This is a genomic window from Sulfitobacter sp. R18_1 (assembly GCF_017743915.1).
Lineage (GTDB): Bacteria > Pseudomonadota > Alphaproteobacteria > Rhodobacterales > Rhodobacteraceae > Sulfitobacter > Sulfitobacter faviae.
The window spans coordinates 726,170-744,748 of sequence record NZ_JAGHRG010000001.1 but is presented as its reverse complement, the minus strand read 5'-3'; the positions used below and the strand labels follow the sequence as shown (position 1 = coordinate 744,748).

General features: G+C 49.6%; 21 protein-coding genes. 7 read left to right on the top strand and 14 right to left on the bottom strand.

What is annotated here, in order from left to right; all coding sequences use genetic code 11:
* Positions 1 to 5: 5 nt before the first annotated feature.
* Positions 6 to 788: a hypothetical protein gene (locus J7392_RS04640; protein WP_209216398.1), complete on the bottom strand. Its 783-nt coding sequence runs from the start codon at positions 786 to 788 to the stop codon at positions 6 to 8.
* Between the two features lie 105 nt (positions 789 to 893).
* Complete coding sequence (locus J7392_RS04635; protein ID WP_209216397.1) at positions 894 to 1,151, bottom strand: hypothetical protein; 258 nt, start codon at positions 1,149 to 1,151, stop codon at positions 894 to 896.
* 177 nt (positions 1,152 to 1,328) lie between these two features.
* Between J7392_RS04635 and J7392_RS04630 the strand changes: the two genes are divergently transcribed.
* Positions 1,329 to 1,679, top strand: coding sequence for a hypothetical protein (locus J7392_RS04630; RefSeq protein ID WP_209216396.1), 351 nt, complete (start codon positions 1,329 to 1,331; stop codon positions 1,677 to 1,679).
* Positions 1,680 to 1,693: 14 nt separating this feature from the next.
* Here the strand turns inward: J7392_RS04630 and J7392_RS04625 are convergent, their stop codons facing one another.
* The 7 genes from J7392_RS04625 to J7392_RS04595 all read right to left on the bottom strand — a co-directional run bounded on the left by J7392_RS04625 (position 1,694) and on the right by J7392_RS04595 (position 12,077).
* A complete protein-coding gene (locus J7392_RS04625; RefSeq protein ID WP_209216395.1) occupies positions 1,694 to 2,848 on the bottom strand; it encodes a GIY-YIG nuclease family protein in 1,155 nt (384 codons plus the stop codon).
* Positions 2,848 to 4,803, bottom strand: coding sequence for a DEAD/DEAH box helicase family protein (locus J7392_RS04620; RefSeq protein ID WP_209216394.1), 1,956 nt, complete (start codon positions 4,801 to 4,803; stop codon positions 2,848 to 2,850). Before J7392_RS04620 ends, J7392_RS04625 begins: the two co-directional genes overlap by 1 nt.
* A gap of 97 nt (positions 4,804 to 4,900) precedes the next feature.
* Positions 4,901 to 5,443: a hypothetical protein gene (locus tag J7392_RS04615; protein WP_209216393.1), complete on the bottom strand. Its 543-nt coding sequence runs from the start codon at positions 5,441 to 5,443 to the stop codon at positions 4,901 to 4,903.
* 82 nt (positions 5,444 to 5,525) lie between these two features.
* A complete protein-coding gene (locus J7392_RS04610) occupies positions 5,526 to 5,789 on the bottom strand; it encodes a hypothetical protein (protein ID WP_209216392.1) in 264 nt (87 codons plus the stop codon).
* A gap of 277 nt (positions 5,790 to 6,066) precedes the next feature.
* On the bottom strand, positions 6,067 to 8,739 hold the full coding sequence (locus tag J7392_RS04605) for a DNA methyltransferase (protein WP_209216391.1): 2,673 nt from the start codon (positions 8,737 to 8,739) through the stop codon (positions 6,067 to 6,069).
* A gap of 104 nt (positions 8,740 to 8,843) precedes the next feature.
* Positions 8,844 to 11,498, bottom strand: coding sequence for a DNA methyltransferase (locus tag J7392_RS04600; protein ID WP_209216390.1), 2,655 nt, complete (start codon positions 11,496 to 11,498; stop codon positions 8,844 to 8,846).
* Between the two features lie 138 nt (positions 11,499 to 11,636).
* Positions 11,637 to 12,077, bottom strand: a complete 441-nt coding sequence (locus J7392_RS04595; RefSeq protein ID WP_209216389.1) for a DUF805 domain-containing protein — start codon at positions 12,075 to 12,077, stop codon at positions 11,637 to 11,639.
* A gap of 797 nt (positions 12,078 to 12,874) precedes the next feature.
* Here J7392_RS04595 and J7392_RS04590 point away from each other — a divergent pair.
* Positions 12,875 to 13,108, top strand: a complete 234-nt coding sequence (locus J7392_RS04590) for a hypothetical protein (RefSeq protein ID WP_209216388.1) — start codon at positions 12,875 to 12,877, stop codon at positions 13,106 to 13,108.
* Positions 13,109 to 13,154: 46 nt separating this feature from the next.
* Here the strand turns inward: J7392_RS04590 and J7392_RS04585 are convergent, their stop codons facing one another.
* The 4 genes from J7392_RS04585 to J7392_RS04570 form a co-directional block, all read right to left on the bottom strand.
* Entirely contained in the window at positions 13,155 to 13,343 is a 189-nt protein-coding gene (locus tag J7392_RS04585; protein ID WP_209216387.1) for an MbcA/ParS/Xre antitoxin family protein, read from the bottom strand.
* Positions 13,344 to 13,539: 196 nt separating this feature from the next.
* Positions 13,540 to 13,857, bottom strand: coding sequence for a DUF1476 domain-containing protein (locus tag J7392_RS04580; protein WP_209216386.1), 318 nt, complete (start codon positions 13,855 to 13,857; stop codon positions 13,540 to 13,542).
* A gap of 148 nt (positions 13,858 to 14,005) precedes the next feature.
* Positions 14,006 to 14,368 (bottom strand): TM2 domain-containing protein, encoded by a 363-nt coding sequence (locus tag J7392_RS04575; RefSeq protein ID WP_209216385.1) that lies wholly within the window; start codon positions 14,366 to 14,368, stop codon positions 14,006 to 14,008.
* Between the two features lie 235 nt (positions 14,369 to 14,603).
* Positions 14,604 to 14,990 (bottom strand): hypothetical protein, encoded by a 387-nt coding sequence (locus J7392_RS04570; RefSeq protein WP_209216384.1) that lies wholly within the window; start codon positions 14,988 to 14,990, stop codon positions 14,604 to 14,606.
* A 128-nt stretch (positions 14,991 to 15,118) separates the two neighbouring features.
* Between J7392_RS04570 and J7392_RS04565 the strand changes: the two genes are divergently transcribed.
* From J7392_RS04565 to J7392_RS04555, 3 genes are all read left to right on the top strand, one after another.
* Positions 15,119 to 15,817 carry a hypothetical protein gene (locus J7392_RS04565; protein WP_209216383.1) on the top strand — a complete coding sequence of 233 codons (699 nt, stop codon included), beginning with the start codon at positions 15,119 to 15,121 and terminating at the stop codon, positions 15,815 to 15,817.
* Positions 15,818 to 16,058: 241 nt separating this feature from the next.
* Positions 16,059 to 16,340: a hypothetical protein gene (locus J7392_RS04560; protein ID WP_209216382.1), complete on the top strand. Its 282-nt coding sequence runs from the start codon at positions 16,059 to 16,061 to the stop codon at positions 16,338 to 16,340.
* Between the two features lie 109 nt (positions 16,341 to 16,449).
* The gene (locus J7392_RS04555; protein ID WP_209216381.1) at positions 16,450 to 16,608 is read left to right on the top strand and encodes a hypothetical protein; all 159 of its coding nucleotides are present in this window, start codon (positions 16,450 to 16,452) and stop codon (positions 16,606 to 16,608) included.
* A gap of 94 nt (positions 16,609 to 16,702) precedes the next feature.
* Here the strand turns inward: J7392_RS04555 and J7392_RS04550 are convergent, their stop codons facing one another.
* Complete coding sequence (locus J7392_RS04550; protein WP_209216380.1) at positions 16,703 to 17,209, bottom strand: hypothetical protein; 507 nt, start codon at positions 17,207 to 17,209, stop codon at positions 16,703 to 16,705.
* A gap of 248 nt (positions 17,210 to 17,457) precedes the next feature.
* Between J7392_RS04550 and J7392_RS04545 the strand changes: the two genes are divergently transcribed.
* Positions 17,458 to 17,784, top strand: coding sequence for a hypothetical protein (locus J7392_RS04545; RefSeq protein ID WP_209216379.1), 327 nt, complete (start codon positions 17,458 to 17,460; stop codon positions 17,782 to 17,784).
* A gap of 104 nt (positions 17,785 to 17,888) precedes the next feature.
* Positions 17,889 to 18,524 (top strand): hypothetical protein, encoded by a 636-nt coding sequence (locus J7392_RS04540; RefSeq protein ID WP_209216378.1) that lies wholly within the window; start codon positions 17,889 to 17,891, stop codon positions 18,522 to 18,524.
* Positions 18,525 to 18,579 lie beyond the last annotated feature (55 nt).

Genomic DNA, 18,579 nt, shown 5'->3' with positions numbered 1-18,579 from the left:
AAACCTTAGTTGGGTCCATTCGGTCCTGGGCGAGCGTCTAGCATCATCTTGTCCAAATCTGGACCCGGCAGAAAGTCACCAAATTGGGCATCTGCAAGTGCATGTCTAGAAGCATTGATGGACTGTTTAAGTGACCTCATTTCTTGCGAAAGGATGCTGTCCATCTGCCCTTCGGGAACCTCATCAATGATCCGTTGGATCCCATCTCTGTCAGACAGGTTTGCAGTTAGCTTTTCACCATCGGTGGTGAGGATCTCAAGTTTAGGCTGGGTGGCCTTAATCTCACCGTCAGACGCGACCTCTTTGGTGTAGGTCAGTACGGTCCCGTCAAAGAGGGTGACTGAGGATCTCTTGTTAGACATATCGAGATCAGCATCGCTAGATGCGTCATACCCGTATGCATCCTTGTCGCGCTTTGAACGCTGCTTCCCAAGTGCCATCGAGGGCGTCCCAAATGGCATTCCGAACGAGGAGACCACATCATCAAGCGCTTTCTCAGCGAGCTGCATAGCCTGTTGCTGGAAACTCGGCGCAGGCCCCTTGTTCATATTTCCAAAGTTCTTCTTACCAAGCTCATTGATGTAGGTGTGCGATTTAAACCGGTCAGCCTCGCGCTCAAACTCAAGCATCTGGTCTACTATGGTCTGAAGCTCATGAGCAAACCTCTGGGCAAGGGTGGGCTTGTAGTCGACCACTGCATCAGGAGTGATCGTATCCTCCTTGGCCTTAAAAACCTGGGGCTTCATCCCAAAAAAATCTTGAACTCTTTCCAATAGTTTCGGGGTCATATCGATATCTCGCTACTTAAAATAGTTAGATATCAAATTGATATGTTGATGAAATATACAAGCGGGGCAGGCGGCTTACACAGATACCTGCGCCCGGATCTCGCCTTACTTCTTGCACCCCTGCACAGCCATAGCGTGCTTCACACCCGTAATATGGTCACCCTCGATCTGATACTCGAGCACCACTCCGATAGCCGGATAGGTTTTTGATTGGATGCAGATCCCGCGAGCCTGCAACATGCTGCCTGGCTTGTGATCCTCGACATTCGTCAAGAAGGCCGCATCGGCATGCGAGTAACGCGCTGTGATGCGGTTTGCGATCATCATCTTGTTTACATCGAGCGCGACACCCTCAGCACTCATGCAAGTAGTATCCTTGAAGACCAGCGTGCCGGTGTTGGCCTTCAGAGTGTATGAACTACTCCACCCTAACCTGACGGTTCAGGATGGAGTTTCCGGGAAATACGCTCCAAAATCGTATCAGGTCTTGTGGGTTTCCGGTAGTGGGCAACGTACGAAAGGAATTCAAAGGAGAGAACGATGTCCAAAGACAGAAGAGCAAAGCTTACTATCGATGGTAAATACGGAAACCTCGAAATTTCCCGGGCTGATCTTGAGGATCGCATCCGCTTATCGGACGCATATCTGCTTATTGCTGACCTGGAGGACTACGATTCTGAAGCTGAAAAGGTTGAGGCTGCTGTAACTCACTTCGAGACACTTCCAAAACTGAGTGATCTCTCAACGGATGAGCTGAAGGATCACTGGGAGAATTCGAGGGATCGCTTTTACAGCGGGATTGATAACGGCTATATCTCGCGTGATCGCCTTGATGGAGACCCGGAGCTCGATCAGATATTTGATGACCACGCGCCCTTCGGATCCCCCTGATAACCGGTAGATTTCTACGACCTAACAACCTCCTGAAGGTCCGGGTCATAGCGGTAGTTGTGAAGCTCGTCCTGCCATAGTAGTTCGGCCGCTTCATTGATCGCATCAAGGGGCGCAAAGAACCACTCTCTGGGGCGTCTAGCTGATCTTCCGATCTCAGGAACGATGGTGTCGGCCCATACTACTCTGAAGAAGTCATGCAGTTTATCCTCGCGTTCCTTCAGCCATGTGCTTAGCGCCACATCTTCAGGCGCACTCAGATAGTAGGCCTTATCAAGCCGAACGGGGGCCTTGAGGTAGGTGCTGGACTTATCTGCGCCTGCGAGGCGCTTCTTCATCGAGGTGGTGCTCATCCCGATCTTATAGAGCATGCCATCGTGTCTAGATATCTGTGGGTTGTCAGAAAGGCTGGAGACCACGTAGATGTATCCGAAATTCCTTCGGGTGATGAAACGTGCCCTGGGATCATCATATAGTGACCGCTGCAATGACCGAAGGAGACCACGGCTCTCTGTGCCGTTCTCAAAGATAAAGCGGGCCCGGGCATTCATCTTGCCGTTATCTTCAAAGTAGAAATCCTCAAGCTCAGCTATATAGACGGTCACACCATTCAGGATGAAGAAATCTCCCTCATCAGGGTAGTCCGCATTAAACGGCATGACCTTACGGACACCTTTATCGATATCATCGCTGACGCTTTGGAATGCAGCGCTGTAGCGCGAGAAATCCTTGCAAGGCTCACGGCGCCCGATGATATTAGCTCCCTCTCTAATATCACTGGCAACAGCCGTGACATGCTTCATCTCAAAAATATTGCCCTCGGAGAACAGAGGATCATTGAGCAAGGCATCTAAAGATACTGGTGGGGCTTCAATGTCCTCCACATGCTGTTCTGAATCCTCAAAGAAGCCACAGGCATCATACTCCTTCGCAATGTCCATATCTGGACCAGTAAGATGCTTGAGCTTGATTACGATAGAGGCTTCAGCAAGGTCATCATCAGGGCTCGGATCTTTGGGAAGGCGGCCGTGAGTTTCATAAAAACTGTTCGCCTCATTGATGATCGCGATCACCCTTTGCTCCGCAGTTGTCTGCTTCGTCTTCCGCTTGGTTGCTAGAAGGCCGTCAGTGTCGAGTTCAATGATCTCTTCTATCGATCTAGGGGGCATCAGGCGCCTCCCTTATGCTCAGCTACCAACCGGCGCAGCTCACGCAGTGCCTGGCCCAGACGGCGCTCTATGGGATCATCACAGCCGACACTCGGCTCTCGGCCATTCTTGGCAATGAAAGCCTTGATCTTATCGTAGAGAGCACGGGCTTCTTCAGGTGAGAGGGCTGGATCTCCACGTCTATCTGATAACAATGAATCGACCTGCGAAAGCAAACCTGAATCCATATTTTTAGACATGATCTCATGTGCTTCTTCGAAGTAGTTAATGTCTCTGATGAGGTCTATATTGAGCCTTGTTAGGTCAGCATCCAGCCCGATATTCCGGAACTTGTTCGATCCTTGTCCGGGCATCTCATCGGCCATGCGAGAGACAAACTTCTCAGCTACAAGGTGCTCGGCAATCGCTTCAGCATCCTCTTGGATGAGACCTGGGAACTTCTCGATCAGAACGCCAGCCATATCGGTTTCTATCAAAGCACTAGCGGGAACACCGGCCATGCTTTTACGCATGAGAACAGGATCCGTAGTGATGGCGACCCGCGCATCGTCCAACTGGTTCTCCAAAATATGAAGACCTTTTTCAGAGGTCGGCTTTCTAATACCCTTGATGATAACATCCATGTCGCCGGTCTCAGCATCGACTGTGATCTCGCCATCCTCCTTGTCCTTATCGGGTTCGTGGAACCGGATTTTGGGGATCATCACCTGGTGCATCAGAAGGGAGGCTGAAATGACCTTCAGGAGGTTGTTCACATTCGAGATAACCAGTTCATCCTCTACATTAGGTTCGGCTATCATGTTGATGTATTCAGCGGTTTCTTTGCCCGGTGCATCCCGTGTTGTCCGCCCAATAATCTGGATAACCTCGGTCATGGATTTTCGGTAACCCACGGTCAGGGCACGTTCACACCACACCCAGTCAAAGCCTTCTTTGGCCATGCCCAGCGCAATTACCATGTCTAGCTCTTCGCGGCTTTCAATATTGCGAAGCGCGGAAACAACCTTGGACCGTCTAAGAGGCTCATCATCCACCAGTTCTGCGATCCTGAAGGTTGTCCCATCAGGCCGCTCTACCAGTAGGAAGCCGGTCTCAGGATCAGTGCCTGTGAACTTACCTATGAGATCAATGATGCGGCCGACCTCATCACGCTTGTCTCCAGAGCTTTCGCCTGAGTTCACATTCGGGATGTGCAGGATAGTTCTCTTATCGGGGTCAAGGACTTCAGCAATCCTGTCGAGATAGGAGCCCTTATAGAAGTGGTAGGAGATGTTGAGGTTCTTGAGGTGTTCGTATCCGTCCAGCTGGTGGAAGTAGCTAAAGGTCACAGGTGTGAAGCGCTCCTCATCTTCGGGGCGCATGACCGAGTTCCTATCACCTCGAAAATATGATCCCGTCATGGCCATGATATGTGCGCGATCACGCTGCATGAGCAGGCGGACTACATTGCCGAGCTTGTTCCCATCCGACGCACTTGCGTGGTGAAATTCATCCACCGCCAACAAGCAGTCATCAAACTTCTCTACTGAGGTTTTCTCAAAGGCAAAGCGGAGGGTGGCGTGGGTACAGAGGAGAACCTCAGCCTGGTCGTCATCCAGAAACTCAAGAAAGGTAGCTACTGTACCTGCGGAGGTCTCAGAGCTGGCTTTGCAGAGATCATATTTTTCGTCGACGTGCCAATCAAAGTCATATCCGAAGGACTTCAGGTCTGTATCCTTGAAGCTACCCCCAATAGATTTCTCAGGGACGGCAACGATGACCTTACGGAGTTTTTGGCGCCGGAGCTTATCGAGAGCCACAAACATGAGCGCGCGTGACTTACCGGCGGCCGGAGGAGCTTTCAGAAGGAGATACTGGGCGCCACGCTCTTTATAGACCTCTGCCTGCATCGGGCGCATTCCGCGCTCATCTGATTTCTTGCTGCGCCCTGTACGTGCAAACCCAATGTCACTCATCGATCACCTCATTATTATCCAGCAAACATAAAGGCTTGCCATAATGAGTAACCTATGCGGGTGTCGTTAACCGATCTTAAAGGATTGAGGATCTCTATCAGGGCCGTGAGAGAACGGGGACTTGATCCTCATTGTCAGGATACTGAAAGGGTGATTGCGCATCATAGTTAGCCATTTCGTGATCAAGATGATCAATCAAACCAGTGATCTCTTTCTTGAAGTCCAGGAGCCTCTGATCAGTGTTCAATAAGCTAGGATCGTCACCAACGGAGGCACTATATTTGATTTCCATCAGGACAGACGTGTAGTCGCCTAACAATGTGCCGTAGGACTTCACAACACCCGGTAGCGCCTCTGCAACCACTCGACCGGACATCTCTCGTGCAGACCGCTTCACCTCACCGAGTTCATCGTCGTCCAAGAATTCGATCCTGGGGTTGGATACCTCTGCTGCATAAACGTGGTTTTGGAAGTCTTTGCATTTCCGACGAAGCGCTTGCAGATGACTATAGGCTTCTTTGATCTCAGCCTCGTAAGGGGAAGGGGTGTCGATCTGGTATGATGGACCACTATCGCTCGTTACCCGAACTGACTGCAATCCGAATAAGCGTTTTACACGATCTCTAAGCTCAATCCCCATGTCAGGTCTCCGTCATTATAATTAGGAGATTGGACACAGATAGAAACCATCAAGATGACCTTTGAATATTGAAGAGATCAGGTCAGTGATTACCACCACCCTTAATATGGTCACTTCTTAACTTTCGAATGGTCTCTCTGGCTTCATCCATAGTCACCGTTCGACCCGCCTTTACATCAGCCAAACCACGATCAATGCCTGCCTGAATTTCTTCGATTTGGTCGACATACATCTTCACCGCACGGGCGGCCAAGTCTTCGGCGCTGATACCCGTTCGCTCTGCTATAGCTTCCAGTCTCGAGGTTAGATCCGATCCCAAAAATACTCTCCCAGCTTCATCAGACATCGATAGTCTCCATTTGCTCTAGCCTTGCTTGGCCGCCACCTTATCAGATCCAGCCAGAAGCCCCATCACAAAGCAGTAGGCGCAACTAAATACCATCGCTGTGATCAGGGGTGTTAGTATGACAGTGCTACCAGCCAACAACGTGTACGCCTTAGCTGGCAGTATCCCGTTCTGGGTCAGCCCCACATTGATCGCAAACCCTGTCAGGAACCCAAGAAAGGTGAACCCTGACTCCCATAGTGAGGGCTCACCTAGCTCTGTGCTTGTCGTCACTTCTTCAGTCATCCTTGGTCAGCTCTTCATATCTCTCAAATAAATGATCCAGGCGCTCGGTATCGTTCTTGAATCGGCGGCCGATATAGATTTTCTCAAGCACCTCGTCGTTGCGCTCGTGCGCAGCCCGCAAATTGTCGGGCATCCTGTCCGGATCGTAGAGATCAGCCAGGGTCTTCGTTGGATGCATGTCACGTGCTTCAAGGATGCCACGTGCACAGGCTTCCAGATCGGCCTTATCGACATCTGTGAGAGCAGGGACGGGGAACGTGTTCCAACCTAGGGTGTTCGAATAGCTGAGATCAGTTTTTAGGCGTCCACATACGGTTCCGATCCACTCTCTATGGAGCCGCGATGACAGGATGGATAGGTTCCAGATGGGGGCGTCATACATGGCGAACATACTCATACTAACGACTGCATCAAAATTAATGATCCCGACAGGAATGTACTTTCGCCTCTCAGACGCGATTCTTGGAATGACAATAGAATGATGACAGGCAGTACCACTGGAGTACTCGAACCTGTGCGGCACGTTAGCTAATTTTCGGGTTGCGGCCTTACTACTGGAAGAGCGCATATTAGAGATTCTGATTAGCCGATCCGCAATCTCTGGAATCTCTTGGGCCAATAGTATATTGTCATCAGTGATCCAAATACAGTATCTTTTATTTCCTTTAATCCATTCCTGAGATCCTACGAAATCTTTTACTAGTTTACCCGCTTCAGTTTGACGAGAAATCAGCTTATCCTTTTCATCTGAAGTCAGAATTAGGTTACCCCCATCTCTTGGGGTAGCCCCGAGCACCATACTACTGAGTGAGGAAATAGGACTGCGGGAAGGCGTCACAAAGGATAGACAGCCGGTTAAATAGGGACCTATAACCGAAACATCTTTGGCAGCATCTCCATCATATATAACTGCATCTTTGTTCGAATTCCCTAAGCCGACTACTACACAAGAAACCGCTGCACCCTTGGATGCATTATTCGACCACTTGAAGGATCGATGTGCGAAGGTGATGTGGACAGAGCCATCAAGGATATGAGGCCATAGCGTAGGAACGCTGTCGCCTTGGCAGATCGAGTTGGTAGACACGAAAGCGACGCCTGTACATTTCCCGGATTTGAGGTGCTGACTGCCCTTCAAGAACCAGCAAGCTACGAAATCTAGGTTGCGTGTGGCCTTAATGTAGCCATCAAACACAGACATCATGTCGGATTTCTGTTCTTTATCCTGGAATTTTGACCCCAAAAACGGCGGGTTCCCAGCCACATATGTCAGATATTCATCCTTCTTCGGACAGACCTCGGCCCAGTCTATTCTGAGAGCGTTTCCACAATGGATGTTCGCACCAGCCCTGAGGGGCAGCGATGGAACACGACGGCCGATTGCTTGTTCAAGAAGCTTGTTTGCCTGATATTCTGCAATCCAAAGAGCTAGCTTTGCGGTTTCGGCCGCGAAGTCATCGATCTCAATACCGTAGAAGTTCTCAAGGTTGATGTGAGTGAACATCATCATGTTTGCGCCGCCATTTAGCTCGCCCAGCTTGGTTTCAATCCGCTCCTCCAGGATCCGCAGTTCTCTATAGGCGATCACCAGGAAGTTTCCGGACCCACAGGCGGGATCAAACACTCTGGTATGGGTCACATCCCGAAGCAGGTCACGTAGCTTCTTACGGTTGCGTCCGGCGGTTTCGAAGCGCTTCTTGTAGTCATCCAGGAATAGGGGGCCCAGAACCTTCATAATATTTGGCACACTCGTATAGTGCATGCCGAGTTCATGGCGCTGCTTGGGATCCACCACGGCCTGAAGCATGGAGCCAAAGATATCCGGGTTGATCTCAGCCCAGTCGAGATCGCCTGCTTCCCGCAGATACTGCCAAGCAGTCTTGGATAGAACAGGACACTCAACACTCCCCGAGAAGAGGCCGCCATTCACATAAGGGAAGTGCCGGATATACGGAGGATCATCGCGCTCAGCCCGGCCATCAATGCTGGTCGCCATGATCGTAAAGATGCGCTCAATCAGGGCAGGGCCGTCGGCGCCGTCTTTGCCACCATACTCATGCAATGTTTTGGCAAACATATTCTCTTGAGGAAAGATGCCCGTATCTTCAGCAAAGAAGCAGAAAATCATCCGGGTCATGAACTGGTTCATGTCATGACGGCGTTCATCCGTCGCCCACTCCGGGTTTTCCTTGATGATCGCATCGTAGAACTTGGCCAGACGACTGGAAGCCTTCACATCAACCGGGTTTTCTTCCACGGCCGAATAGCGTTCGAAACCAGCCACAGGCAGAAGGGTCCCAAACTTCTCTGCTAGCTCATAAATCGAAAAATATGATGTTTCATCAAGCTTGGTGTCCCGGATGCCGATGTCTTCACCATCCGTAGCAACCAGGAAGCGGACCTTCTTGCTTGTCGTCTTTTTGGAGGCTGCCAGCTCATCCAGCTGTGCAGGCAGCTCCGACATCTTGTTGTAGACGTAATGGATCTTAGGGGTCCAAAGAACGGCACCGTTTACGTCTGATTTCCCGGTGCTTCCTGTCCGGATCCGTTCAACGGTAGAGGAGGGGGCCCCATAGGCTGTGATGAGATCGAAAAAGAAGGTCTCCTGATCGAATGGTTTAGCTGCGAGGTCCGATACGGCGGTTTCGATCTCTGTTATATTCAATGGCTTGCTCCCTAAGTCGTGAAGGGGCAAGCAGCTGTGCGAAATTTTGCAACCGACCCCTAAGGGTCAGTTGCGTTTTATTTTTGAAACGTGAGTTAAAGGTCTTAGTCAGTTTGGGGAGCGATGAAATTTGCTTCTTCATATCGCTCAAAGAGATGATCCAAGCGCTCTAGATCACTGTTAAAAACACGGCCAACGTAGATCTTCTCGATCACGAGATCATTCCATGTATGAGCTGTTCGCAGATTGTCTGGCATCTTATCGGGATCATATAATTCAGACAGTGATCTGGTGGGGTGTGTATCGCGTGCTATCAGGATAGCGCGGGCACAGGCGGACAAATCATGCTTCTCGGCTATCGTGAGCTTCGGTATAGGAAAGGTGTTCCATCCCAAAGTATTCGAGTAGCTGAGATCAGTCTTCATGCGACCGCATACCGTGCCAATCCAAACGCGATGCAGGCGAGATGACAGTATCGCCAGGTTCCAAACCGGAGCATCATACAAAGCGAAATTCCTGTCACCAATGATGTAATCCGCACCCAACCGGCCGATGGGTATCCAGTACCGGCGCTCAGATGACACTCTGGGTACCACAATAGAGCTATGAAAAGGCGCACATCTGATCTCACCAAACCGGTGCGCTCGCTCAGATAGCTTCTGCGTCGCTTCTTTTTTGCTGGCAAGACGCATGGTGCGGACAGCCTCTATGCGCCTAGAGATCATAGGAATGCTGCTCGCCAGCTCCACTTCCTCATCAGGTATCCATAAGCAATATTTTTGGATGCCTTTTATCAGCTCTTGGGAGCCCACGAACTTCTTGATGAAGCGGCCTGCCTCTGGATGATAGAAAAGCAGATCTTCTCGCTCCTCCGAGGTCAGGAATAGGTTTCCACCATCTTTGGGAACGTTACCCAGCAACATGGACGGCAAGCACTCAGCAGGGGTCCTAGAGGGCGTCACTATAGATAGAGAGCTGGTCAAATAGGGCCCGATGACCGGCTTATCGCTATCATCCTCTTTACCTTTTGCCTCCAGCCCAACCACCACGCAGGTCACCACTGATCCTTGAGAGGCGTTATTCGACCATTTAAAGGACCTATGAGCAAAGCTGATGCGAACCGATCCATCTAAAATATGAGGCCACAGGGTTGGCACACTGTCTCCCTGACAGATCGAGTTGGTGGATACGAAAGCCACACCAGAACAGAGACCAGATTTTAGAAACTGGCTCCCCTTGAAGAACCAGCAGGACACGAAGTCTAAAAGCTTTGGTGACTTCAGGTGGCCGTCGAACACGGCCTTCATGTCTTCCTTCTGCTCAGGGCTTTGCTGGCCATAACCAAGAAAGGGCGGGTTGCCTGCCACATAAGTATGATAGCCATCTTGTCTGGGGCAGACCTGAGACCAATCCAATCGCAGGGAGTTGCCACAACTGATGTTTGCACCCGACCCAAGGGGAAGCGACCTTATCTGTTGATCAAGGCTATCTGCTTGATGTTTGTCAGCCTGAAGCTCCGCGATCCAGAGAGCTATCCGGGCTGTCTCGGCCGCAAAGTCATCTATTTCGATGCCATAGAAATTAGATAGAGGAATCCGACCAGGAGGGAGTGGGCGCCCGGAGATCGTGCGTAGGCGGCCCTCTATCATCTCGGCCAGTGATCGTAGTTCCTTATAGGCAACGACCAAGAAGTTTCCGGATCCGCAGGCTGGATCAAACACTCTGGTGCGCCGTACTTCAACCAAGAGGGTGCGCAGCAGCTCAACGTTATGTCCAGCAGCCTCATACCGGGCTTTGTAGCCATCCAAAAACAAAGGTCCGAGGACTTTCATAATATTGGGCACACTCGTGTAATGCATGCCTAAGTCATCGCGCTCATTGGGCTTCACTACAGCCTGAAGCATGGAGCCAAAGATGTCTGGATTGATACCTCCCCAGTCGAGGTCCATGGCTCCTCTAAGGTGCCTCCAAGCTGTCTTGGATATAGAAGGGCACTCAATCCTGCCCGAGAATAGATCGCCACCCACACACGGCAGATATGCTAGATAGGTTGGGTATCCCAGTTCTTCCCGGGCGCCTGAAGATGTCCCCAGTGATATGAAGATGCGCTCTATAAGGGCAGGGGCATCGCTCCCATCCCGACCACCATAATCAACAAGCGTTTTAGCAAAGGCATTGCCTTCAAAAACTCCGATACTGTCAGCAAACAAACAGAAAACCATGCGAGCCATAAAGCGGCTCATGGCATCACGTCGATCCTCATCCTCCCAGTCTGGGTTCTCCTTGATGATCGCATCATAAAATTTGGCCAGACGGCTGGATGCTTTAACATCTACCGGGTTCTTTTCAATGGCTGAGTATCTCTCGAAACCGGCCGCCGGAAGAAGGCATCCAAACCTCTCCCCAAGATCGCTGATTGGAAAATATAAGGTCTCATCCAGTTTCGTGTCACGGATCCCCAGATCTTCCCCATCCGTGGCAACCAAGAACCTGGCAGCCTTGGAGCCAACCGCTTTTCCCTTAGCCAACTCATCCAAGAGATCGGGGACTTCAACTACTGTACTGTGGGCGTAGTGTATTTTAGGGGCCCATAACAACGCACCATCCACATCGGTTTTACCAGAGCTTCCTGATAAGATCCGGGCAACTGTAGATGCGGGTGCTCCATAGGCATCAATGAGATCATAGAAAAAGGTATCGCAGTCAAACGGCTTTGCTGCGAGATCAGATACTGCTGTTTCGATCTCTGCGATGTTCAAAGCCGCCCCCATCAAACAAGGGCAGGCAGAGCTTATCGATATAGCCACCTGACCCTTAGGATCAGGTGGCATAAGACATTCTAAAAGTTGTTAAGAATGCTGATTTTCAGCTTCAGCTCTCCAACGTAGAACCACGGCTTACTTCGCCGCCTCTATTGCAGGATCATCACCATACTCATTCTCCCCATGCGTCCCCCTTATGAAGGCCAGGATCAGCCAAGCGATGCACAAGCACAACGAGACCGACCACAATATTGACGCATACACTCTTACAAACAGAAGGGCGCCTATTATCGCTGGAACAAGGGACCACCACCCCGAGAGTTCCAGATCATGCAGCCTTCTGACACTGACTGAGATCAATGGAATGAAGAAGTAGGCAGATACAAACAACATGGTGATGAATACTGCTCCGCCGATAGCGTTAGGGGACGCCATGCTGGTTCCAAAGGCCGCAATGAAAGCGCCCATGATTACATTGATGACTATATAGCACAAATGTAGCTTCCAGTATTCAGAGCGAGAAGCCCTTCCTGAAAACGAGAAATAGTTATCCTTCAAGCTGCTCTTTAGTGTCATGGTCTTCCTCCTATGGATACTTAGGAGGATGCCTGAATAGAATTAAAGGGGCGCAAATCGTACATTCGATGCGCCACATCGACATTATGGATTGATCCGGATACAACTGGTTACTTTCTTCCTGTCTCGATATCTAATCGGCATCACCACTAGGAAATTACCACAATAATGCTGTTCAGGAACGCAATAGGATTGCGCAAGAAACTCAAAAAACAGAAAAAATACGAGCGGAAAACGAATTTTCGGAAATAGTTCAATCTATTGAAGAGGAACTGAATAGCTCACCGTCGCTCGGTCCCTCATAACTAGTCCACTTCGAAATCTGAACATTTGATTATTTGTCGAGAATTCTCACTCCATATATGGATGGAGTGAGAATTGGCATCCAAAGGTTAAATGGGACTATGATAACCGGAACCCTAATATTCATTTTATCAATCGTGACCATTATGGCCTGCGTGACTATATGCCTTTCGCTTCAACACAGGATCATGATGTTATCTGAGCTTTACTCAAGAGGCATTTCAAAACCGGACGCCAAAGAGTTGCTGAAATTACATCGAAAAGAAGTGAATGATCTCTTCCATAAGAAATTTGGAGCCAAAGAAACCGTTGATTGTTTACTTGAGACCAAAATTAGAAGTAGAAGCCGGTGATCATATTGACACCGTCTTCCTCTTTTCATAAGCTAACCACAAGTAGTGGCGGCGCCTGGATAGGCGCTTAATCGTAAGCTATAATTGCTAATGACGCCTGTAGCCGGATGGCTCTGCTTTCCATTTCGATAGGAGAGTAAGATGTCCACGACCAAAGCAGCCCAACGAATGAATAGAGAACGCCAGCGTGTGATTGCTCACATGCTAAGTCACGCCATGGAAGCAGCTGATCTAGAAGGCGATCAGAGAGACCTGATGGTAGATGTCTTCGCAGACATGATGACGGACCTCAATGAAGTCAGGCCCACAGGGTTCTTACTTTACTTCAAGAAGAAGCCGGAAGATTTGCCAGCGTCTATTACAGCGTCTCGATAGCACCTTAAGCAGCCCGCTGCGCATCAGAGCGGGCTGCCACACATCTTTACGCATAGACCCCATACTCGATCTGAACGAGGTACTCAGCAACTCTCTGAACGCCCTCAGAGGTAGCCATCACATCATCAGGCCTACGGTTCTCCAAACCAATAGCGGGGGAGGATAGCCACTCCTCTGCGGCCTCCTCGGATCCTATCACTTCTACTGCGCGGGCCTTGATCTGTTCGATGTTCATTGATGGCATCCTTATGGCTCAGCTCTCATATAGCACATCTAAACGCAGGATGGTTCCTTCACACCTCGAACCTAGCTAGCCTTGTCATGAGGGTTATGTCACCCTCATGACAGTCTCATCGTCCAGTATGGTATATGCAGATAAAAATATCGTCAGCAGGAAACCACTGACGATATTGGCATGCTGAACACCTTGATCAGGCTGCTGATTTAATTCTCTCAGCGATAACTTCGGCCATTAGCTCTGACATCTTAATGCTAACGCCGCTATCTCCGACTTTATTACCTAGGTCAGCAGACACGCGGTCAACAACCCCTTGCTCGCTGGTGGCTTCAAAGCTCAGCCTGACGATATCTTCAGCATAGTCTTCGGCATCTGATCCTTCTTTGCCTAGCAATTTGGCCGCCCAAAGGCCTAAAAGGCGGTTCCTTCGCGCTGCATCCTTGAATTGAATTTCCTCATCGATAGCAAATTTCTTCTCAAATGCCTGCTCTCTATCTGTAAGTGATTTCATAAGTCTCCCTTTCAGTATTTTATATTGCTTTCAAGGGATTGCGAAGCAAGTGTCATGTCAATTTTTTGCGTATAATGCTTTAACATTCGAAAAATAGAAAGCGGGCCCCCGAAGGAGACCCGCTAAAACGTTTTAATTCAAGATGGCTTCAGGCTAAACCGATCTCGTCGTCTTCGCTGGGAGCATCTGTTGCCCCATATTCGGCCTCGAGCTCTTTGCGGAGCTCTTCGCGGTGCTCAGCCAGAACCTTAGGGATCATAATAGCATCTATCAGAACCCAGACGCCGACCCCGATAAGGATGAGGAATCCAATCAGAATAGCTGTGGTCAGAATACCAACCAGGGTCAGGACCGCCATCACGATGCCAGAGGTTTTCTTACCTAGATAAAACCGGTGCCCCCCAAAACTCCCAAGGAAAAACCATAGCAAATATGCCACGACAGGCGTTTTTGCCTCGTTCGCTACACGCTGTTCTATAAGCATCTGCTGATCGACTTCTAATTTCTTCATGAAAAAACCTCTGTATATTATTCAATCCATTAGCTCACGTAGAACCAATTCTTAAAATAAAGGGAACGATAATTAATATGGTGGTAACGCCTAAAAACAAAAAGAAAAAAGGCCCCTAGCTGATATGCTAGGGACCAGTTTGATATCTATTGAGGATCGCACACGAAAATGAACGTTTTCCGTATCTTACCAACACTTCACTTTGGAAAATGTTCCGAGCGACATTGTTGCGATCTTAGCAGCGTCCGGCTAGGTGTTTCTTGATCACCCCATCCATCTCTTCAGCTCCCTTGGCGGAAGTAATCTTCAGCGTCGTACCGTCCCCGTCCTTTACGATATCTGCGACTGCGTAGACCTCGTTGTTAACCCCGAACATCTCGTAGCTGATCTCGGCCACCCCAAGATCACTATACAATTCAGAGCGGATCATACGTTGAGCCGTGACTAGGTTCACATCAAAGCAAGCACGCCCCTGGGTCGTCAGTCGTCGATAGACAGATTGATAGTTTTCGTTCAGGTGCATCTCAGTGACCGAACCGGGCGACTTTCTCAGATCCCCGACTGTGTTTGGAGCGCAGGCCACCAATAGGGACACCACCAAGCATAAACCTAAAATTCTCATAATTACCTCCTCAGAATTCAGGTCAGAATGTTGGCCTAATCAAAACAGGTCAATCATATCTAATGCTTAAAACCCACATTAAGAGTGAGCGTGGTAGATCCACAACAAGGATTACTTGGAGCAAAAATATGACATCAAAATTATTCCCGATTGAAGAACTCAAGGGCGCAGATCTTCAGGCATTCTCAGTACTTACGGTTAGCCGTATCAAACATGAGGCAGACTACCTAGTCGGCAAGGCTCTGGCTGCACGGTCGGGCCACCTTAGTGAGCAGGGGCAGCTGGAGCGCATTATCGACCTTCGAGGAAAAACGACACTAAGTGACGCAGACCATGATGCGCTGATGTGGTACTCCAAGTCCCCTGAGAAAGCGCTGGCTAAAGTCGAATGGTATCGTGAAGGATATGAAAGTGAGCATTCCGTTCCGGAAGAAGATATGATCGCCCATATAACATCATATTTTGGATACGCATCTAAAAACGGTACATTTAGCAACCGTAGGCTTACGATCATCGCACCGGCAACAGAGGAAATAGTCTCACAAAAATCCTTCGATACTGCAATCGCTCAATCCCGGGCGTTTGGGGCAGCATTTATCCTGGAGATGACACCTGAGTGTTTCAAGCTAGGTGAGGGCAAACTTCAGTACGTGTTCGCTCAGTGTGCAGTGCAACTCTACGCACCACAGCTCGATTTATGGGGCTTCGCAGATCTTATACCCGGCGCTCGTGAAGACTACACCTATACCTCAGCTCCTAAGGAAAGCGCCCTAAAGGAAGCCCACGAAAAGAAGCTGTGGACACGATTTAAGGCTATATTCAACTGACTGCAAAAGCCAAATGAGAAGTGGCCCCAAGCGTTCAGCAAGGGGCCACAGGGGACATCTTAGGTGGGAGTGAACTGATGATCTTCAGTGTTGATTTAACTCACCTAGGTTGGGGTAGTTCCGTTAGCTAGCGAATAAACAGATCGACGCCACCTGGAAGGCCGGACGCAAAACCCCTTTTGGATTTCATATTTTCTGACAAATACAGGGGAGCATGAGCCAGAAACATAGGGCAACCACGATGACCAAAGACCTCTTCAACTTCAACCAAGCCAGAAATCCTGAACTAGAAGACGATGAATACGTCCTGAAATCCGATGAAAATATCAGGATCCAGGTCTGTGCCTATGAAGAAGGCACCTCCTACGTATTGAACGAGTACGGTCAGGATGACCCCAATAATGATGCCACCTTTTGGGTAAAAGATTGCGGTGAGTTCCAACATCTGGATATGGCGATGGAAAACGCTGTTCGCCTAGGTGAAAAGAGAGCTGCCCCGGAACCTTCCGGTCCCAAGATGTAACGGCATCTGTCAAAATCAGACAAGACCAGCTTGCGGACAGACAAGGACAGTGCTAGTTGCCCCAAACACAAGGGAGCCAACTCCCAAACTCATGTTGAGAGGAAGTCCTTTGAGCAAGGCAGAAATCATGAAGATCGTTATGACCGGGTTCTTGGCAAGTATTGCTGGTATCCTCGCTGCTGCGGGAGCTTTCGTCACCTTCTGGCTTTGGATACCAGCTGTTGCTTTTGCGGTACCCGCTCTGCGCATGAGCAAGCAAAACATCTAACATTTCTCGAGCACCTGATCGAGACGATCACCGACTATCTAGGGGCAGGCATCGTACCTGATGCTTGCCCCTAGATAGTCGGTTAAAGATCGGCTTACCGCCCCTTAGCGGCATCCCGTTCACGAGCACGACGCTGCTGACGGGTTTCCTTTAATACGCCCGCCTCAACGGTGGCAGCACGGACTTGCTCACGCGCCTTACGACCGGAATTTGCGTTTGTCTCTGTGCCGAAGAACTCTGGGAACTGGTATCGTTCTTCATCATTCTCCAAAATGATCTCACGCAGTCCGTCCAAATGTCTCGTATGGTAAGCTTCGCTCAATGCGGCCTCGCGGTCATCGCGCTGTTGCTGTTCACGATCATCCATCATCTCACGAGTCTCGAACATCGGATGACCGCACTTTTGCTCAAAGTTGAGCGCCCAGTCGCGCTTATTTACGATGTCATTCTCGATCTCATGACGGCAATCCGCACAATACCAAGAAAGGGAACCATGGTTGTACCAGATGGCGTCCGGGGCCTGACACAGCGTGCGATTGCAGCTACCACCTTCATGGCCTTTGTCATCCTTATCAGGACCGTTATAATCACCATATGCCATCTATATTCTCCATAAATCCAAAACCAATGGCGATAGACAATGATCACCGCCGTTAGTGTCAACATTATATTCAAACTATACATGTGTCAACATGATTAGATAAAATATTGCCTTCAATTAATTAGACTCTCACCTTGACTGATACCTGTCAAACTTGTATATTCAAGGTTCAAATAAGTGTGAGTTTATATCATGAAAACATACAGCCCAGGAGGTCGATTATGTAGGTAAATACATAGGAGACCAACATGAGCCGAACTTATCGTCGTAGCCAGCTGAGCCGTTCTGTAGAGGGCCAGTATCGCTGGCTTAACGGGCTTTATAACTGGAGCCTCTTGTCCCGCCCCTCCGAGGAGGAAATCTGGGCTGAGGCAAAACTGGACTACCGGCACTCCATCATGGATGGCCGTTACGCCGAAAGTGGCCGCCGTAAGGCATTTAAGAAGAAGTGCGCTCGGCACCTGCGTCGTCAGAACGCTATCTATTGCCGGAATGCGGCCGACGAAGACTATTATGATGAGGCTGCCGCGCCTCGTCGTCAGGATACCACCCGTTTCGTGTGGGATTTCTTTTGAACTGAAAGGGGACTGCATCATGTGCGGTCCTCTTTTTCTTTTCAAGGATGGCCGCTTGCAGAAATCGGTGCCATATCTACCCCCATACAGACAGGAGAGAACCAATGTCATCATCTGATAGAAGATACCTTCTAAACACGACCGCAACCATCTCTGCTCATTCCCATATTCGATCCCTATGCACTTTTGCGAAAGGAACCTTGCTCAACGAGTTTAAGGCCAACCGGAACGCTACAAAAGATGTCGAAGAACCTTCTGGGATGATCTCTACCATGCGCTTTTCTGTCTCCCGTGGCGCCAGGGAGAGAGCTAATGGTGGCAATGAATTCTCTTCGGATATCCGCTTTCTCACAGTCCACACATTGATGCACTCAGATGGTTGGGCGTGGATCGCGACCTCTGAGGAGGCAGAGCCAAACATGGATCCTGAAAACCAGGAATGGAAGCTGATTACACGCGATCCGAACCCGAAGTATTTTATCGAGAACTGGGATGATAAGATTTCAATTAATCTCTCAAAAATCTATGACGAGCTTCATCCCGTAGACTTCCTGAAGAACGCCAAACCAACCCTGTCGCCTGCTGGTATTCAAGGCCATCCTCTAGGCTTCGAAAAATGCGATATCAGGCTCGATATGGAAGTTGAGCCCAGCCCAAATCATTTCGGCAAGCCCGCTAAACCAGAGGTGAGAATGCCCAGCGCGGATCAAGATAACGGTCCTTCAGGGCCCGGCCGATAAGTATTCTTGTCTAACCATAGATAGTTGACAACTGTTCAGATTTAGCCTTACTATT

Excerpts from the sequence above, each read along its gene's own strand:
- J7392_RS04590 (WP_209216388.1), top strand. The coding sequence starts at position 12,875 with ATGTCCACGACCAAAGCAGCCCAACGAATGAATAGAGAACGCCAGCGT.
- J7392_RS04615 (WP_209216393.1), bottom strand. The coding sequence starts at position 5,443 with ATGGGGATTGAGCTTAGAGATCGTGTAAAACGCTTATTCGGATTGCAG.
- J7392_RS04635 (WP_209216397.1), bottom strand. The coding sequence starts at position 1,151 with ATGAGTGCTGAGGGTGTCGCGCTCGATGTAAACAAGATGATGATCGCA.
- J7392_RS04565 (WP_209216383.1), top strand. The coding sequence starts at position 15,119 with ATGACATCAAAATTATTCCCGATTGAAGAACTCAAGGGCGCAGATCTT.
- J7392_RS04575 (WP_209216385.1), bottom strand. The coding sequence starts at position 14,368 with ATGAAGAAATTAGAAGTCGATCAGCAGATGCTTATAGAACAGCGTGTA.
- J7392_RS04585 (WP_209216387.1), bottom strand. The coding sequence starts at position 13,343 with ATGAACATCGAACAGATCAAGGCCCGCGCAGTAGAAGTGATAGGATCC.
- J7392_RS04580 (WP_209216386.1), bottom strand. The coding sequence starts at position 13,857 with ATGAAATCACTTACAGATAGAGAGCAGGCATTTGAGAAGAAATTTGCT.
- J7392_RS04595 (WP_209216389.1), bottom strand. The coding sequence starts at position 12,077 with ATGACACTAAAGAGCAGCTTGAAGGATAACTATTTCTCGTTTTCAGGA.
- J7392_RS04630 (WP_209216396.1), top strand. The coding sequence starts at position 1,329 with ATGTCCAAAGACAGAAGAGCAAAGCTTACTATCGATGGTAAATACGGA.
- J7392_RS04620 (WP_209216394.1), bottom strand. The coding sequence starts at position 4,803 with ATGAGTGACATTGGGTTTGCACGTACAGGGCGCAGCAAGAAATCAGAT.
- J7392_RS04550 (WP_209216380.1), bottom strand. The coding sequence starts at position 17,209 with ATGGCATATGGTGATTATAACGGTCCTGATAAGGATGACAAAGGCCAT.
- J7392_RS04540 (WP_209216378.1), top strand. The coding sequence starts at position 17,889 with ATGTCATCATCTGATAGAAGATACCTTCTAAACACGACCGCAACCATC.
- J7392_RS04610 (WP_209216392.1), bottom strand. The coding sequence starts at position 5,789 with ATGTCTGATGAAGCTGGGAGAGTATTTTTGGGATCGGATCTAACCTCG.
- J7392_RS04640 (WP_209216398.1), bottom strand. The coding sequence starts at position 788 with ATGACCCCGAAACTATTGGAAAGAGTTCAAGATTTTTTTGGGATGAAG.
- J7392_RS04570 (WP_209216384.1), bottom strand. The coding sequence starts at position 14,990 with ATGAGAATTTTAGGTTTATGCTTGGTGGTGTCCCTATTGGTGGCCTGC.
- J7392_RS04625 (WP_209216395.1), bottom strand. The coding sequence starts at position 2,848 with ATGCCCCCTAGATCGATAGAAGAGATCATTGAACTCGACACTGACGGC.
- J7392_RS04560 (WP_209216382.1), top strand. The coding sequence starts at position 16,059 with ATGACCAAAGACCTCTTCAACTTCAACCAAGCCAGAAATCCTGAACTA.
- J7392_RS04545 (WP_209216379.1), top strand. The coding sequence starts at position 17,458 with ATGAGCCGAACTTATCGTCGTAGCCAGCTGAGCCGTTCTGTAGAGGGC.